General features: G+C 63.6%; 12 protein-coding genes. 6 read left to right on the top strand and 6 right to left on the bottom strand.

What is annotated here, in order from left to right; all coding sequences use genetic code 11:
- Positions 1-89 precede the first annotated feature (89 nt).
- Positions 90-1316 (top strand): SGNH/GDSL hydrolase family protein, encoded by a 1227-nt coding sequence (locus MESOP_RS09605; RefSeq protein ID WP_013893132.1) that lies wholly within the window; start codon positions 90-92, stop codon positions 1314-1316.
- Here MESOP_RS09605 and MESOP_RS09600 read toward each other — a convergent pair.
- A complete protein-coding gene (locus MESOP_RS09600; protein WP_013893131.1) occupies positions 1313-2767 on the bottom strand; it encodes a glutamate synthase subunit beta in 1455 nt (484 codons plus the stop codon). The genes MESOP_RS09605 and MESOP_RS09600 overlap by 4 nt on opposite strands.
- Positions 2768-2908: 141 nt before the next feature.
- Positions 2909-7645, bottom strand: a complete 4737-nt coding sequence (gene gltB, locus MESOP_RS09595; protein WP_013893130.1) for a glutamate synthase large subunit — start codon at positions 7643-7645, stop codon at positions 2909-2911.
- A gap of 495 nt (positions 7646-8140) precedes the next feature.
- On the opposite strand from gltB, the gene MESOP_RS09590 reads away from it, so the two are divergent.
- Positions 8141-9193, top strand: coding sequence for a threonine aldolase family protein (locus MESOP_RS09590; RefSeq protein WP_013893129.1), 1053 nt, complete (start codon positions 8141-8143; stop codon positions 9191-9193).
- A gap of 9 nt (positions 9194-9202) precedes the next feature.
- The gene (locus MESOP_RS09585; protein WP_083833227.1) at positions 9203-10273 is read left to right on the top strand and encodes a spore coat protein U domain-containing protein; all 1071 of its coding nucleotides are present in this window, start codon (positions 9203-9205) and stop codon (positions 10271-10273) included.
- Positions 10274-10298: 25 nt separating this feature from the next.
- Here MESOP_RS09585 and MESOP_RS09580 read toward each other — a convergent pair whose 3' ends face one another.
- The 4 genes from MESOP_RS09580 to MESOP_RS09565 form a co-directional block, all read right to left on the bottom strand.
- Positions 10299-12665, bottom strand: a complete 2367-nt coding sequence (locus MESOP_RS09580) for a fimbria/pilus outer membrane usher protein (protein WP_150111183.1) — start codon at positions 12663-12665, stop codon at positions 10299-10301.
- A 20-nt stretch (positions 12666-12685) separates the two neighbouring features.
- Entirely contained in the window at positions 12686-13417 is a 732-nt protein-coding gene (locus MESOP_RS09575; RefSeq protein ID WP_013893126.1) for a fimbrial biogenesis chaperone, read from the bottom strand.
- Positions 13418-13455: 38 nt separating this feature from the next.
- Positions 13456-13941 (bottom strand): Csu type fimbrial protein, encoded by a 486-nt coding sequence (locus MESOP_RS09570; protein ID WP_013893125.1) that lies wholly within the window; start codon positions 13939-13941, stop codon positions 13456-13458.
- A gap of 311 nt (positions 13942-14252) precedes the next feature.
- Complete coding sequence (locus MESOP_RS09565; RefSeq protein ID WP_013893124.1) at positions 14253-14720, bottom strand: Hsp20 family protein; 468 nt, start codon at positions 14718-14720, stop codon at positions 14253-14255.
- Between the two features lie 481 nt (positions 14721-15201).
- On the opposite strand from MESOP_RS09565, the gene MESOP_RS09560 reads away from it, so the two are divergent.
- The 3 genes from MESOP_RS09560 to MESOP_RS09555 all read left to right on the top strand — a co-directional run bounded on the left by MESOP_RS09560 (position 15202) and on the right by MESOP_RS09555 (position 16759).
- Positions 15202-16179, top strand: a complete 978-nt coding sequence (locus MESOP_RS09560; RefSeq protein ID WP_041164585.1) for an alpha/beta fold hydrolase — start codon at positions 15202-15204, stop codon at positions 16177-16179.
- A gap of 169 nt (positions 16180-16348) precedes the next feature.
- The gene (locus MESOP_RS35550) at positions 16349-16504 is read left to right on the top strand and encodes a hypothetical protein (RefSeq protein ID WP_013893122.1); all 156 of its coding nucleotides are present in this window, start codon (positions 16349-16351) and stop codon (positions 16502-16504) included.
- A 3-nt stretch (positions 16505-16507) separates the two neighbouring features.
- Positions 16508-16759, top strand: a complete 252-nt coding sequence (locus MESOP_RS09555) for a DUF1127 domain-containing protein (RefSeq protein ID WP_013893121.1) — start codon at positions 16508-16510, stop codon at positions 16757-16759.
- Positions 16760-16862 lie beyond the last annotated feature (103 nt).

Raw genomic sequence — 16862 nt, 5'->3', positions numbered from 1 at the left:
GAGCCACCGGGCGCAACGGTACTTTGAACTTGCGCCCGGTCCCAAAACCGGCTCGTTTTGTGGGGTGGGCGCAAGGGGAGGAGGAGTGATTGGTTTCGGCCGCGCGTATCGCGATCCTTGTTCGCCGCATGCCGATCCTGATTCTAGCAATCGTTCTGCTTGTGATCGGCGCTGCCAGTGCCTTCCATGCGCCGGCCATGGCGCAGGAGCAGCAGCAAAATCGTGGCTGGTCGCTGCGCGACCTTCTGTTTCCGCGCCGCAGCGAGCGGTTTGAGCCGCCGCCGACCATCCAGAAGGCAAGACCCAAGGCGAAAAAGCCGCGCGCCCCCCGTCCGCCCGCGGAACCGGAAACCCCGGTGGTCGACAAGGCACCGGATGCCCGTACCGTCCTGGTGGTCGGCGACTTCATGGCGACCGGCCTCTCCGAAGGCCTGGACACCGCCTTCGCGGAGAATCCCGGCGTCAGGATCGTCGTCCGCTCTAATGGTTCGTCCGGTTTCGTGCGCGACGATGTCTACAATTGGCCCGAACAGATCAAGTCGCTGATCGAGACCGAGAAACCGGCCGCCGTGGTCGTCATGCTGGGGTCCAACGACCGTCAGCAGATGATGGTGGGGGACGTTCGCGAGCAACCCCGGTCCGAGAACTGGACCAAGGAATACGAGCGCCGCACCGACGAACTCGGCAAAGCCATCGCCAGCACCAAGGTGCCGTTCCTTTGGGTCGGCATGCCGGCCTTCCGGGTGTCGAAGATGACCTCCGACATGCTGGCCTTCAACGACATCTACCACTCGGCGGCCGAGAAGAACGGCGGCGAGTTCGTCGATGTCTGGGATGGCTTCGTCGACGAGAACGGCGCCTTCATCACCAGCGGCCCCGACATGAACGGTCAGCCGGTGCGACTGCGCGCCGATGACGGCATCAACGTCTCGAAAGCCGGCAAGCGCAAGCTCGCCTTCTACACCGAAAAGCCGCTGATGAAGATCCTCGGTCTCGCCGCGCCCGGAAGCGTGGCCCCGGCCGCCGCACCGGCAGGCGCCCCTGTCGAGGCCCCGGCGCCGGCCGCCGCACCCATCGTCATCGACCGCACCGTGCCCATGCTGCTCAGCGATCCGGCGCTCGACGGCGGCACCGAACTGCTCGGCGCCGCGCCGCCGGCAAAGGCCAATCCGGCTCTTCCCGGCGAAAGACTGGTGATCGAGGGCAAGGCGCCGGCGGCTTCACCCGGCCGCGCCGACGATTTTTCCTGGCCGCCCAAGACAAGCTCCGCCGCTGCGGCCGCCTCGGCTGACACGACGACGGCGATCGCGCCTTAACGAGGCAGTACGCTCGTTCCCATCAACGCCTCGTCGATCGAGCGCGCCGCCTGGCGGCCTTCGCGGATCGCCCAGACCACCAGCGACTGGCCGCGGCGTACATCGCCCGCCGCGTAGAGCCTGTCGACGCTGGTCTTGTAGTCGCGGTCATTGGCCTCGACATTCCGGGAGCGGCGGCTGTCGGTGGTGACCTTCATCTCCCCCTCCAGTTCCGTCACCACGCCGGCCGTCGCCGGCCCGGCAAAGCCGATGGCGATGAAGGCAAGGTCGGCGCGGATGACGAAGTCGGTGCCGGGGATCGGCTTGCGCTTCTCGTCGACCTCGCAGCATTTGACGCCGGTCAGCTGGCCCTCCTCGCCGATGAACTCGAGCGTCGCCACCTGGAACTCGCGCTCGGCGCCTTCGGCCTGCGAGGACGACGTGCGCATCTTGGTCGCCCAGTAGGGCCAGACCGCGAGCTTGTCTTCCTTCTCCGGCGGCTGCGGGCGGATGTCGAGTTGGGTGACGCGCACCGCGCCCTGGCGGAAAGCCGTGCCGACACAGTCGGAGGCCGTATCGCCGCCACCGACGACGACGACATGCTGTCCGCCGGCGATGATCGGATGCGAGGGCCAGGCCACCGACTGTATCGGCTCGCCGCCGACGCGGCGGTTCTGCTGCACCAGATAGGGCATAGCGTCATGCACGCCGCCGAGATCGTCGCCGGGAATGCCGGCCGCGCGCGGCGTTTCCGAACCGCCGCAATAGAGCACGGCATCGTGTTCGGCGAGCAGTTCGGCGACAGGCTTGTCGACACCGACATTGACGCCGCAATGGAAAGTCACGCCCTCGCCCTGCATCTGCTCGATGCGGCGGTCGATATAGTGCTTCTCGATCTTGAAGTCGGGGATGCCGTAGCGCATCAGCCCGCCTGGACGGCTTTCGCGCTCGTAGACGTGAACGTCGTGGCCGGCGCGCCCAAGCTGCTGGGCTGCTGCCATGCCCGCGGGGCCGGAACCGATGATGGCGACCCGCTTGCCGGTCTTCTTCTCCGGCGGATAGGGCCTGATATGGCCGGTCTCATAGGCCTTGTCGGCTATCGCCTGCTCCACCGTCTTGATGGCGACCGGAATGTCCTCGAGGTTCAGCGTGCAGGCTTCCTCGCAAGGCGCCGGGCAGATGCGGCCGGTGAATTCCGGGAAATTGTTGGTCGAATGCAGGTTGCGGATCGCATTGTCCCAGTCCCGGTTGTAAACGAGATCGTTCCAGTCGGGGATCTGGTTATGGATCGGGCAGCCCGTCGGCCCGTGGCAGAACGGAATGCCGCAATCCATGCAGCGCGCGGCCTGTTTCTCGACCTCCTTGTCCGACATCGGCAGCGTGAATTCGCGGAAATGCCGGATGCGGTCGGACGCCGGCTGGTACTTGTGGACCTGCCGGTCGATTTCGAGAAAGCCTGTTACCTTGCCCATAGTCCAGTTCCTGCTGTCCAGATGGTGCGGTTTTCGCCGCACCCGTTAACCTCTTGAGGCAGCCATGGCAACCTTCGGCAAGAGGTCAAATTGTCGGTGACATGAAGCCGGGAAGCCTGGGCCTCCCGGCCGTTGCAAAATCTATTCGGCGGCAACGCCCATGCGCATGCGTTCCATCTCGATCAGCGCACGGCGGTACTCGACTGGCATGATCTTGCGGAATTTCGGCCGGAACGTCGTCCAGTCGTCGAGGATCTCGCGGCCGCGCACCGAACCCGTATAGTGCACATGGTTCGAGATCAGCTGGTAGAGCCGTTCCTCGTCGTGGCTGGTCATGTCGCCGGACACGTCGACGCGGCCCTTGTGATCGAGGTCGCCGCCATGGTGCAGCAGCTTTTCCATCAGATCGTCTTCTTCCGGAACCGGTTCCAGCTCGACCATGGCCATGTTGCAGCGTTCGGCGAAATCGCCCGCCTCGTCCAGCACATAGGCGACGCCGCCCGACATGCCGGCGGCGAAGTTGCGGCCGGTCTTGCCGATGACGACGACGATGCCGCCGGTCATGTACTCGCAGCCATGGTCACCGACGCCTTCGACGACGGCGGCAACACCGGAATTGCGCACGGCGAAGCGCTCACCGGCAACACCGGCGAAATAAGCCTCGCCCTCTGTCGCGCCATAGAGCACCGTGTTGCCGACGATGATGGATTCGGCCGCGACGATCTTGGCTTCTGCCGGTGGCCGGATGACGATGCGGCCGCCCGACAGCCCCTTGCCGACATAGTCGTTGCCGGCGCCGACAAGCTCGAACGAGATGCCGCGCGCCAGGAAGGCGCCGAACGACTGGCCGGCCGTGCCGGTCAGCTTCACCTGGATGGTGTCCTCGCGCAGCCCCTTGTGCTTGAAGCGCTTGGCGACTTCGCCCGACAGCATGGCGCCCGTCGAACGGTCGACATTGCGGATGTCGACCTCGATCTGGACCGGCTGCTTGGCCTCCAGCGCGGGCTTGGCCAATTCGATCAGCTTGCGGTCCAGCACATCGTCGATGGGATGCTTCTGCCGCTCGGTCCAATGCACCGCCTCATGTGGGGCATCGGGCTTGTAGAACATCTTCGAAAAATCGAGCCCCCGCGCCTTCCAGTGCACGATCAGGTCGCGCTTTTCCAGAAGATCGGTGTCGCCGATGATCTGGTCGAGATGGGTGAAGCCCATTTCGGCGAGCAGCGCCCTCACCTCTTCCGCGACGTAGAAGAAGAAGTTGATGACGTGCTCGGGCGTGCCCTTGAAGCGCTTGCGCAGCACCGGATCCTGCGTCGCGACGCCGACCGGGCAGGTGTTCAGGTGGCACTTGCGCATCATGATGCAGCCGGCCGCGATCAAGGGCGCGGTCGAGAAGCCGAACTCGTCGGCGCCGAGCAGCGCGCCGATGATGACGTCGCGCCCGGTGCGCAGGCCGCCATCGACCTGCAGCGCCACCCGCGAACGCAAGCCGTTCAGCACCAGCGTCTGATGCGTCTCGGCCAGGCCCATTTCCCACGGGGAACCGGCGTGCTTCAGCGAGGTCAGCGGCGAGGCGCCGGTGCCGCCATCGTAGCCCGAGATGGTGATATGGTCGGCGCGTGCCTTGGCGACACCCGCCGCGACCGTGCCGACACCGACTTCCGACACCAGCTTGACCGACACGTCGGCCGCCGGATTGACGTTCTTCAAATCGTAGATCAGCTGCGCCAGATCCTCGATCGAATAGATGTCGTGATGCGGCGGCGGCGAGATCAGGCCGACGCCGGGCGTCGAGTGCCGGACCTTGGCGATGGTCGCGTCGACCTTGTGGCCGGGTAACTGGCCGCCCTCGCCAGGCTTGGCACCCTGCGCGACCTTGATCTGCATGACATCGGAATTGACCAGATATTCCGCCGTAACGCCGAACCGGCCGGAAGCGACCTGCTTGATCGCCGAGCGTTCCGGGTTCTTGCCACCACCGGGCAGCGGCAGATAGCGGTCGGCTTCTTCGCCGCCTTCGCCGGTGTTCGACTTGCCGCCGATCTGGTTCATGGCGCGTGCCAGCGTGGTGTGGGCTTCGCGCGAAATCGAACCGAACGACATCGCCCCGGTCGAGAAGCGCTTGACGATATCGGCTGCCGACATGACGTCGTCGAGCGCGACCTTCTTGCGTCCGGTCTCCTCGGCCAGCTTGATCTTGAACAGGCCGCGAATGGCCTGGGCGCGCGCCGTCTCGCTGTCGATCTGCGCGGAATAGTCCTTGAACGTCTCCCACGAACCCTGGCGCACGGCATGCTGCAAGGTGGCGACCGCGTCGGGCGACCACATATGCGCCTCGCCGCGCATGCGGAACAGATATTCGCCGCCGACATCCAGGCTGTTGCGCAGCACCGGGTCGCTGCCGAAGCCGTCCGTGTGACGGCTGACCGTCTCGCCGGCGACCTCCTCCAGCCCAACGCCTTCGATCAGCGTGGCGGTGCCGGTGAAATATTGCTGCACGAAGTCGGACTTCAGCCCGATCGCGTCGAAAATCTGCGCGCCGCAATAGGACTGGTAAGTCGAGATGCCCATCTTGGACATCACCTTGAGGATGCCCTTGCCGATCGACTTGATGTAGCGCGACACCACCTCGTAGGCGTCGACCTCCTCCGGCAGCTCGCCGCGCTTGTGCATGTCGAGCAGCGTGTCGAAGGCGAGATAGGGATTGATCGCCTCGGCGCCATAGCCGGCAAGGCAGCAGAAATGATGCACTTCGCGCGGCTCGCCGGATTCCACGACGAGACCGACAGAGGTGCGCAGCCCCTTGCGGATCAGGTGGTGATGCACGGCTGCCGTCGCCAGCAGTGCCGGGATGGCGATCCGGTCCGGGCCAAGCTGGCGGTCGGACAGGATGATGATGTTGTAGCCGCCGGCGACCGCTGCCTCCGCGCGCTCACAGAGCCTGTCGATGGCGCCTTGCATGCCGGCAGCGCCCTCGCTCGACCCGTAGGTGATGTCGATCGTCTTGGTGTCGAAGCGGTCTTCGGTATGGCCGATCGAGCGGATCTTTTCCAGATCGCCATTGGTCAGGATCGGCTGGCGCACTTCGAGCCGCTTGCGGCGCGAATTGCCGACCAGGTCGAAAATGTTCGGCCGAGGCCCGATGAAGGACACCAGGCTCATCACCAGTTCCTCGCGGATCGGGTCGATCGGCGGATTGGTGACCTGGGCGAAGTTCTGCTTGAAATAGGTGTAGAGCAGCTTCGACTTGTCCGACATGGCCGAGATCGGCGTGTCGGTGCCCATCGAACCCACGGCTTCCTGGCCGGTGGTGGCCATCGGCGACATCAACAGCTTGGTGTCTTCCTGGGTGTAGCCGAACGCCTGCTGGCGATCGAGCAGGCTGACATCCTTGCGCAGCGCGCGCGGTTCGACCGGCTTCAGATCTTCGAGGATGAGTTGGGTATTCGCAAGCCAGGTCTTGTACGGATGCTTCGTCGCGATCTCCGACTTGATCTCCTCGTCGGGAACGATGCGGCCCTTGGCAAGGTCGATCAGAAGCATGCGGCCGGGCTGCAGCCGCCACTTCTTGACGATCTTCTCCTCCGGCACCGGCAGCACGCCGGCTTCCGAGGCCATGATGACGCGGTCGTCGTCGGTGACGATATAGCGTGCCGGGCGCAGTCCGTTGCGGTCGAGCGTGGCGCCGATCTGGCGGCCGTCGGTGAAGGCGACTGCCGCCGGGCCGTCCCATGGCTCCATAAGGGCTGCATGGTACTCGTAGAAAGCCTTGCGATCGGCGCCCATGAGCTTGTTGCCGGCCCAGGCTTCCGGGATCAGCATCATCATGGCGTGGCTGAGGCTGTAGCCGCCCTGGAACAGGAATTCGAGCGCATTGTCGAAGCAGGCGGTGTCGGACTGGCCGTCATAGGAGATCGGCCACAGCTTCGAGATGTTGTTGCCGAACAGTTCGGAATCGACGGAAGCCTGTCTGGCCGCCATCCAGTTGTTGTTGCCGCGCACCGTGTTGATCTCGCCATTGTGGGCGACCATGCGGTACGGATGCGCCAGCTTCCACGATGGGAAGGTGTTGGTCGAGAAGCGCTGGTGGACCAGGATCAGCGCGGTCTCGAAGCGCGGGTCCTTGAGGTCCTTGTAATAGGCGCCGACCTGATAGGCCAGGAACATGCCCTTGTAGACGATGGTGCGCGCCGACAGCGACACGCAATAGGCGCCGATGTCCTTGTTGTCGTTTTCGGCGTAGATGCGGCCCGATATCACCTTGCGCAGCAGGTAAAGCCTGGCCTCGTACTCCTCGTCGTCGGGAATATCCGCGGTGCGACCAATGAAGACCTGCCGATGGAACGGCTCGGACGCCACGATGTCGGCCGCCTTCGACAGGGATGAATTGTCGACGGGCACGTCGCGGAAACCGATGAGCGGCAGTCCCTCGGACTGCGCCGATTCGGCGATGATCTCTTCGATATGGGCGCGAAGGGCGGCGTCCTGCGGCATGAACCAGTGCCCGACGCCATATTGGCCAGAAGGCGGCAGTTCGATGCCCTGGGCCGCCATCTCCTCACGGAAGAATTGGTCCGGAAGCTGCACCAGCACGCCGGCGCCGTCGCCGACCAGCGGATCGGCGCCGACGGCGCCGCGATGCGTTAGGTTCTCGAGCACGGCAAGGCCGTCCTTGACGATCTGGTGCGACTTCACGCCCTTCATGTTGACGATGAAGCCGACGCCGCAGGCGTCATGCTCGTTGCGCGGATCGTAGAGGCCCTGGGCGGCAAAACCGTTGGCGGTTCGGCCGATGTTGGATCGAGGCGCAGTTTTGACGGCAGCCGCTTTCGTCTGCGCGGCCTGGCCGTTCGTCGCAGCAAGCGTCATGTCCGTCATTGTCCTGTCCTCCGTTCCCAGCCTTCGGGCGCTGGCCATTTCTTCGGTCGCTAATTTGCCTCGGCAAGCGTCTTGCTCACCCTGATCCTTGCGGCACGTCTTGCGAAATCCTTGCCGGATCATGCGGCTTTTCGCATGGTCCGCATCTGGTATCGTACAGGCCAGAGTCTGGCCGTCCACCTGTCGCTCGCGGCAACAGCCGGAGAGGCCCATATGTTACGCCAATCCAGCCTGTTTTGTGCGACAAAATAAGACAGCACTACTGTCCTAAATTTTTATGGCAGAATTCCCCGGCGCACACAAGACCGATTCACAAAAAACTTGGGCTCCACACGACAGAAAATGTCGCGAAGTCGACCGAAAACGTAAGCTTCGGTCGCCAGCCGCCGCACTGACAAGTTGATCGGGGCCGGTGGTTTTTTCGGCGTCTGGCCCTTGCGGTCGGCTTGCGAAACCGGTCAACTTCGCGCTGATTTCCCCAGCACAGGCAGATACATGTTCTTCGCTTCCGACAATTGGGCAGGCGCCCATCCCAATATCGTCGCCGGCCTGTCGGCCGCGGCCGGCGGCTTTTCCACCGCCTATGGTGACGGCGCGCTCGACCAGACGGTCTACGCCAGCTTCAGCGAGATTTTCGAACGCGAAGTCGCGGTGTTCTTCGTCGCAACCGGCACCGCCGCCAACTCGCTGTCGCTGACCACCTACAACAAGCCCGGCGGCATTTCCTTCGCCCACCGCGAATCGCATGTCATCGAAGACGAATGCGGCGCGCCGGAATATTTTTCCGGCGGCTCGCGGCTTCATGCCGTCGACGGCCCCCTCGGCAAGATCGACCCGCACAATCTGGAACGGACCATCGGCCGCTTCGCGCCAGAGATCGTCCATTGGGGCCGGCCGATGGCCGTTTCGATCACCCAGTCGACCGAGGTCGGCACCATTTACGGCCTGCAAGAGATCGAGACGATCGCGGCCATCGCCAAGCAACATTCCGTGCCGTTGCACATGGATGGCGCCCGCTTTGCCAACGCGCTGGCCGCGCTCGACACGACGCCGGCCGAAATGACCTGGAAACGCGGCGTCGACATCCTGTCCTTCGGTGGCACCAAGAACGGCTGCTGGTGCGCGGAGGCGATCGTGCTGTTCGACCTCGACCGCGCCAGGGAATTGGCCTTTCTGCGCAAGCGCGCGGCTCAACTGTTTTCGAAATCGCGCTTCGTGGCGGCGCAATTCGAGGCCTATTTCAAGGACGGGCTGTGGCTCGACACGGCCCGGCACGCCAACGCCATGGCCGCGCGCCTCGCGGCGGCGATCGAGGATTCGGAAACGGCGAAGCTCGCCTGGCTGCCGCAGGCCAACGAGGTGTTCGCAGTAATCAAGAAGACAGAAGCCGACAGGCTGCAGACGGCGGGCGCCGCCTTCTACGACTGGCACAAGCCGCATGGTTTCGACGGCCATATCGGCGAGGACGAGTTGCTCTACCGCTTCGTCACCAGCTTTGCCACGACGACCGAGGAAGTCGATCGCTTTGGCCAGTTCTTGGCCGGATAAGCGGGCAAAATGGCTGCGACACGCCCCGTTTTTGAATTGGCCTCGGACCTTGATAAGCGGACCAAGGTGGAAGGCAGCGGATCAAGGTTCATACGTCGTTCGCGATACCATTGGCTTCGCTGGACAATTCAGTTGCGAGCAGCGCTAGTCACAATGATCCTCGCTTGCAGCCTGCAAGGGGCTTGGTCCCAGAGCTGCTCCGTCACGGCCGCCAACGGATCGTACGGCGTGTTGGACATTCTGAGCGGAGCCGTTGACGACACGACGGCAACCTTCTCGATCAACTGCACCGGGACAGCCAACCAGACCGTGCGCCTTTGCGTCGAACTTTCACCTGGCCAGACCAACGCGGCCGGCAACCGCCGGCTGGCTTCCGGGTCCGAGCGATTGGTCCACGAGCTCTACAGCGACGCGTCGCGAACGACGATCTGGGGGTCCTGGGGTCTGGCCACGACCAGTTACGGGCTCTATCCCATTGGGGCGACCTACGATCTTGCTTTGGGTTCCTCGGGCAGCGCCGGCACTGCGTTGACCGTTTACGGCAGAGTATTCTCCAACCAGACCGCCGCTGGACCCGGATCGTATGTCTGGACCATGACCACCGCACCGGCTGCCAGCTATGATTACAAGACCGCCTCGGCGTGTCCGACAGGCAGCCGGCAAGCCACGTCCAGCGGCTCGACCTGGACCGCGACAATCAACGCGAACTGCAACGTCTCGGCCACCAACGTGAACTTTGGCTCCGTCGGAGTGCTGGCATCCAATGTCGATTCGACCGGTTCGGTCACCGTTCGCTGTACCGACACGACGCCGTACAATATCGGACTGAGCGCCGGGGCCGGCTCCGGTGCCACGGTTGCCAGCCGCAAGATGACGAGCGGCGCAAAGACCGTGACCTATTCGCTCTACAGCGACAGCGGCAGGGCCAGTGTCTGGGGAAACACGATCGGCATTAACACCGCTAGCAGCACCGGCACCGGGCTCGATCAACCATACACCGTATACGCCCGCGCGCCCGCGCAGACGACGCCCGCGCCCGGAGCCTACACCGACACGATCGTCGTGACGGTTACGTACTGATGACCCACAGACAGCCGATCCGGGATCAGCGGCAGACAACCGGGATGACCACTTGCTCGTTTGCTTTTGTCATGTAGCCGAATGATGCGCGGCACGAACCCTTGGCGGTCTGGGAAACGACAGTGTTGCTTCGCGCCAGTGCTTTCACATAAGCGCGTCCGTCGTAGCCGATGACGAAGTCCTGCGTGCCGTTGATCGTGCCGTGCGACCCGACCTCGAGCGGCTGTCCGTCCGGCCCTGACAAGACGAGGACCGCGGCGCTGACGTCGGTGCGAACTCGGAAATCGACCCGCACGCCAGCCCGGTCGGCTGGCGCGATGATATCCTGCGTGGTCGTGACGTCGGCGTCGACGGGCAGATTGGTCGTGTCGATGGCGATCTTGTTGCGCTGATAGGAGCGCAGGCTCGGCACCAGAAGCCTTCCTTTCGCGTCGGTGACGCCGGCCGGCCGGTTCTCGAAAAGCACGCCGACACCCGGCAAACCCGTCTCGACAACGGCGAAACTGTCGTCGATTCGGTCTGTCAGGAAAATGCCGGAACCCATCGTTGCGATTGCCCCCTCGAACTGGGCTGTCGCCGCTGTGCCCGAGATTGAACGGCCGACGCCGGCCTCGGCATGCCCATGGGAGGAGCGATAGGAGACTGCCGCGGAGCCCTCGGCGGACCCGTCCTGACTGAAGCTCGTCCGCCAGCCAAGGCTGCCCGGGTCCTCGCCGAGCGGTTTGCTCACATCGGCAATCACATCGACACCGTGCTTGTCGGCTGAGATGGCCGTCGAAGCCATTACATTGCCGCCGATCGGGATCGACAGGCCGGCGAAGAGGCCGGCATTCCGTCGCCCGCCAAGGGCGGCGAAGGCGGTCGCGTTGAGATAGCCGAATGGCAGCGCCCGCGAATAGGAAGCGGTGAGTATCCTGGAACCTTCACCGCAGGCCGGCGTCAGATCGATGTAGCTTGCGCTAATGCTGCCACTGTCGAAGGGCAGCGGCGTTCCGAAGGAAATGCTGTTGACCATCTTCGGCGGCCTGGATCGGGTCGACGCACCCACGGCCATGGGGTCGAAGGACAGCAGCCTGAAGAAGGCGTGGCCGGACGTTCCGCCGTCTTGAAGACGGTCGCTCACCGAGGCGAGATCGTCATAGGACCCGAACGTCATTTGCGAACTGGCGTTTACACTGAGGGTCCCTATTCTGATCTCATAGGAGGCATAGGACTGCAGCCCGCCGCCCGCCGCGCCATGGCTGCCGGCCACCGCGAAGGAAGCAACGCCGAGCGAACCGGTGCGCGTCACCATGCCGAGACCGCCATTGAGCAGGCCGCTGCTGGCCTCCGCGTGGGCTTCGAGCGTCAGCCAGTCGAAGATGCCCTTTCTCAGGCTTGCCGACAGGACTGGCTGGTTGACGGCATAGGCGTCGGATGTCGTCGCGTATCCCAACCTCGGCAGGCCTGCCTCCAGCGAGAAGTCGAAGAGCCCCGGCCTCAGTAGGTTAGGCGAGGCGTAGAATGGCACGCTCGTGCGCGTTTCACGGCCGGCCGCATCGCGCAAGACGATAACCGCCTGCCCACCTCCGGTGGTGACGGGGATGTCGGTGATCTGGAACGGTCCGGTGTCGACGGGGTGCGAATAGGTCTTCAACTCGTTGACATAGACGTCGACCGTCGACGGCACCGCCGCGCTGCCGCTCGCTGATACAAGCGGCTGGGTGATCAGATCGGTGCGAAGGCCGAAGTCGCGGCGCGCCTGAAGCCCGCCGATGCGGATCGGCCTGGTCCAGGCGAACCCGCCGGAAATCGCATCGCCAGCTTGGTACGTGGTTAGCGTTGCCGGGTCGGAATAAGTGTAGGCGGTATCGAGCCTCAATGCATCGGCGCGGCCATTGTCCTCCAGCCGCAGGATCGCCGATTGGCCGAAGGTGCCGACCGGCGAAAAGGCCCGTGCATCGAGGGTGGTGGAAGCGCCGCTGAAGGCGAAGCCACTGGCGTCGGGCTCCTGCCGCGATGCCGCGAACAAATTGTAGTTGAGAACCCCGCCGAACCCCGCTCGAACGTCAGGGGAAGCCTCCCGGCCGGGCGCGGCGTCATAGGATATCATGCCGCGCAGGCCATCATTGATCGTCAGAAAAATGCGTTGCTCCCGCTCTTCGTAGCGGTAGCCCAGCCCCCGCACGGTGTCGAGCATGACGATGGCCTCCCGAGGTCGGGCTTGCTTCCCGAGATCCAGTCCCAAAGCGTGCAGTTCGTCGGGAGCGGCGCCGAGATGCCGGCCGTCGAAAGACTCGAATGCCGCGATCTGGTTGGTGGCGGCGCCGTTGATGAAGACTTCGAGCTGAAGCTGCTGCGCTGCTCCGTCCGCTCGATTGGACTGTATCAGCGTCGCAACCAATATCGACAATGTCAGGAGCCAAGCCGCATTCACGGCGCGGCGACAACCGGCGCCACGGCATTGATCGGGCCATCATTGCCTTGGCCCGAGATCGAGACCGATCCCTTGGTGGCGAATTTGCGCCCGCTGGCCGGTGCCGCCCACCGCATGGTCGACTGACCGAGCGCATAGCCGACCAAACCCCGGCCGAATGAAATCTTGTGCCCGCTGACGTCGCGTAGCGAGAGTGCGGAGATGCGCAAGCGGGTACCGCCCCTGTTATGGGCTGAAACGATCAAACGGCCGTCCTGTCTCGATATCGTCCAGTCCAAGCTGGGTGGCGTTCTTGCCTGCGAACCGAAGAAGACTGGGATCGAGTGGCGAACCAGCAGCCTCACCGTGCCTGTCTTGGCCCGACTGGCGTCTGGAAGCTCGTCGACGAGCAGGCGATAGGCCTCCTCGGTCGCAACCGGTCGCTTGACCACTCGCACGATGCGGGCAACATAGTCGGTACCCGGCAGGAGCGTGACGGCAGGAGGCGAGGCAACCACATCATCCGTGGGCTGAAGGGATTCTTCGCCATTGACCTGCGACCAGCGAAAAACACGAATCTGCACGTTGGTCGGCGTTGTCCCCTCATTGCGCAGCGTAATGGTCGACGCCGCGCTCGGCGCGACGACATCGACCAGAGCGGGCTGCACTTGAAGCGACTCCGCGCGGACCTGCACAGCGCCGAACAGCAATGCCCCCGCCAGGGCCGAAGCCAGCCTTGCCCAATTCATTGCCACCCCCATGGCGTCGACCGTCAATGAGGCCGACTTCAGTAGGTTACCGTGACGGTCACGGTGTCTGTATAGACAGCTGGCGCAGGCGTTGATTGCGCCGGCACGCGTCCATAGACGGTAAAGTTTTGCGCGGCGCCGGAACCGGTCGCCGAAACCGCATTTGTCCCGATGGTGTTGCCCCAGACGGTCGTTCTGCCGCTGTCGCTATAGAGAGAATAGGTAATCGTGGCGGCACCATTGGTCATCTTGCGGGCGGCGACGGTCGCGCCCGATCCGGTGCCCGCGTCCAGGCCAACATTGTATGGAGTCGTGTTCGTGCACTGAACCTGGACCGTGGACGTCTGGTCGACATTGGCCGCAATGACGCCGGACGAGCCGAAGTTCAGGGTTGACGCGCTGTTGATGGTGCAGGACGCGGTGATCGTCATCTGCACGGCCATGGAAGCGGTTGTTGTCGTGGCGCGCGCCTCGCCGCCGGTAATTGCCAGGATCGCCAGGCACGCTGCTGTTTTCCGCCACATCCGGCGAGGTCCTTTTTCGATGGTCCCAGGAGAAGACGAGGCGGGATTGGGAGCATGTGCCCGTGATTGAGCCTCGCCAAAATATGTTCGATGTTGCTTAACAAGATATTACTTATTTAGAGAAAGCTAAACCAATTCATGCTCGGCCCCTCCCGAGGGCAAAAAGAGGTATCCCGCTGCCGGATTCGAGCAGCGTCAGGGCAAAGCCCCCTTTTCACACCCCCCAGCAAACGCACAAAAAAGCGACGCCTTTCGGCGCCGCTTCCGTCTCGGGAGGAGACTTTAACTTTACGCGTTAGCAAGCCGTCTGGTTAGGCGGCGGTTTTGGCCTCGATCTGCTTGGCCTTGGCCGGAGCCGAGGTGATCGCGATCTTGCGCGGCTTCAGTTCCTCGGGGATGTTGCGCTTGAGGTCGACGAAGAGCAGGCCGTTCTTCAGCGCGGCGCCGACGACTTCAACGTGATCGGCAAGCTGGAAGCGGCGCTCGAAAGCCCTCGAGGCAATACCACGATAGAGCAGTTCGGAACCTTCGCCGGTGCCCTCGTCCTTGCGCTCACCCTTCACGGTCAGCACGTTGCGATGGGCTTCGATCGAGATTTCCTCATCCGAGAAACCGGCGACCGCCATCGAAATCCGGTAGGAATCCTCGCCGGTGCGCTCGATATTATAAGGCGGATAGGTCTGCGCGCCATCAGGCTGCGCAAGCGAATCGAGCATGGTGAAGAGACGGTCGAAGCCGACGGTCGAACGATAAAGCGGGGAAAAATCAACGTGACGCATGAGGTGTTCTCCTGTTGAGCAACATGGTTTGCGTATGGTCGGTGCGAAACCCGCGAGCGGCGTTTCGGCTAGACCAGCGGCCCCGACATTGGCGACCGCAAACCACATTTGGGGAGCGTTCGAAGGCATTTCAAGATTTGGCCGGACGGCAAAAAAAGCAGCGCGGCCTGCCGTGATGAACGGCAGATGAACCGGCGCTTCGGCGCGCGTTCAGACAGCTGCCGCTAAAGTGGCTCTCAAGATCAAGGATTGGCGGCGCCGAATTTGCAGAGGGGCCGCAACGAGGCCGAACCGGGTGTTAACGTCCCTTCCTCCCGGATCGACAGAAGGCCGGAAACGCGCTCAATGCCGCTTCCGGCCTTCCCTGTGCTGCGTCCCCCGTTACCTGGAATTCCTTTGCTTTTGATGTATTGACGTCTATCACCTTGAGAGGCCGGTCCCGACAGGCTGGCACGTGAAGACGCCGAGCACAAAGCGCCGTATGACGGACATCCTCCAAGACACCTCCCTTTTCCATGAGACTGAGGGCAATCCGCGGCCGGAGAACGCCGCCGGCGGCTTTTTCACCGCGCGCGATCGCAAGAAGATCCGCTATGGCCTGTTCGGAGCGGTCGCGCGCCCGATGAGAGGCACCGTGGTGCTGCTGCCAGGCCGCAACGAGTGCATCGAGAAATATTTCGAAACCATCCGCGATCTTGCCGCCCGGGGACTTGGCGTCGCCACGCTCGACTGGCGCGGCCAGGGCGGTTCCGACCGGCTGATCGGCGATCGCCAGCGCGGTTATGTCAGGTCCTTCCGCGATTATACGGCCGACCTCGAGCAGTTCTTCGAGGAGATCGTGCTGCCCGACTGCCGTGGACCCTACTACATCCTGGCTCATTCCGCCGGCGCGGTGATCACGCTGCTTGCGGCGCCGTCGATGGTCAACCGCGTGCGGCGCATGGTGCTGATCGCGCCGTTCCTGACGCTGCCCGACCTGCCGGTCTCGATAAGCACCGTTCGCCGCGTCTGTTCGTTTTTCTGCGCTTTGGGCCTTGGCAGGCTCTATGCCGCCTGGGGCCCACTGCCGAGAGACACGCTGCCTTTCGAAGCCAACAAGGTGACGTCGGATCCACAGCGCTATCGTCGCAACACCCGCATCTATGAAGGGTATCCGCAACTGGCCCTCGGCGGCCCGACGATCCGTTGGCTGCAGGCGGCGGCAAAGGCTTCGGAAGCGATCAGCGATCCCGACTTCATGGCCAGGATCCAGGTTCCCCTGCTGATCATCGCCGCCGGCGCCGACCAGGTCGTCTCGACCAGGGCGGTGGAAGCATACGCCAGAAGTCTGAGGCTCGGCTCGATGCTGATGATCGACGGCGCCAAGCACGAAATCCTGCAGGAGGCCGACCTCTACCGCGAACAATTCCTCGCCGCCTTCGATGCCTTCGTTCCCGGCTCCGACGACCCGACGGCCTGACTGGCGCCAAAGCCCTTCACGGATCGGCCGGCATAGCTGACACCCCGTTGTCAGGAAGATGGGGCGTGGGCGCCCGCAGCACTCAAAAATGCTAAAGATTCTGACAGTCCGCGCCCGTACCGGAATGCTCATCTGCTCGCGTCGAATTGAATGCCGAGGAGATGAGATCATGACCGACAAAACCTGCGCCGCCTGCGATTGCCAGCTGGACGCCAATCCGATCCGCGTCAAAGTCGGCGGCAAGACCGTCGAGGTCTGCTGCGAGGAATGCGCCCAGGCACTCAACGAAGCCGGCGCTTCGGCGGCCGGCGCCGGTGAGGATTGAGCCATGCGCCCCGATCATTCAATAGCGCAGCGCTTGGCCGGCCATGTCCCGGCACGTGCAACGACCCTCCGCACCACGACCATGCTGCAGTCCTTGCACGCCCGATGCCATGTGGCAGCCCGATGGGTCGGTCGCCAGATGGAGAAACGCCGAAGCCGCCTTGCCTTGCTCGAAATGACCGACGAACAGCTCAAGGACATCGGCCTGTCGCGCGGCGATGCCTATTGCGAATTCAGCCGCCGCTTGTGGGATTGACGCACCGTCCGGGAAGTCTCCTGACAGGATCGGACTGGCCGATTGCGTAGAGTGCCTTCGTAATTCCGGAATCATTTTCGGGTACGAGGAATGAAAGCAACGG

It is taken from the genome of Mesorhizobium opportunistum WSM2075, assembly GCF_000176035.2.
Taxonomy (GTDB): domain Bacteria; phylum Pseudomonadota; class Alphaproteobacteria; order Rhizobiales; family Rhizobiaceae; genus Mesorhizobium; species Mesorhizobium opportunistum.
This window is presented reverse-complemented; position numbering and strand designations above follow the sequence as displayed.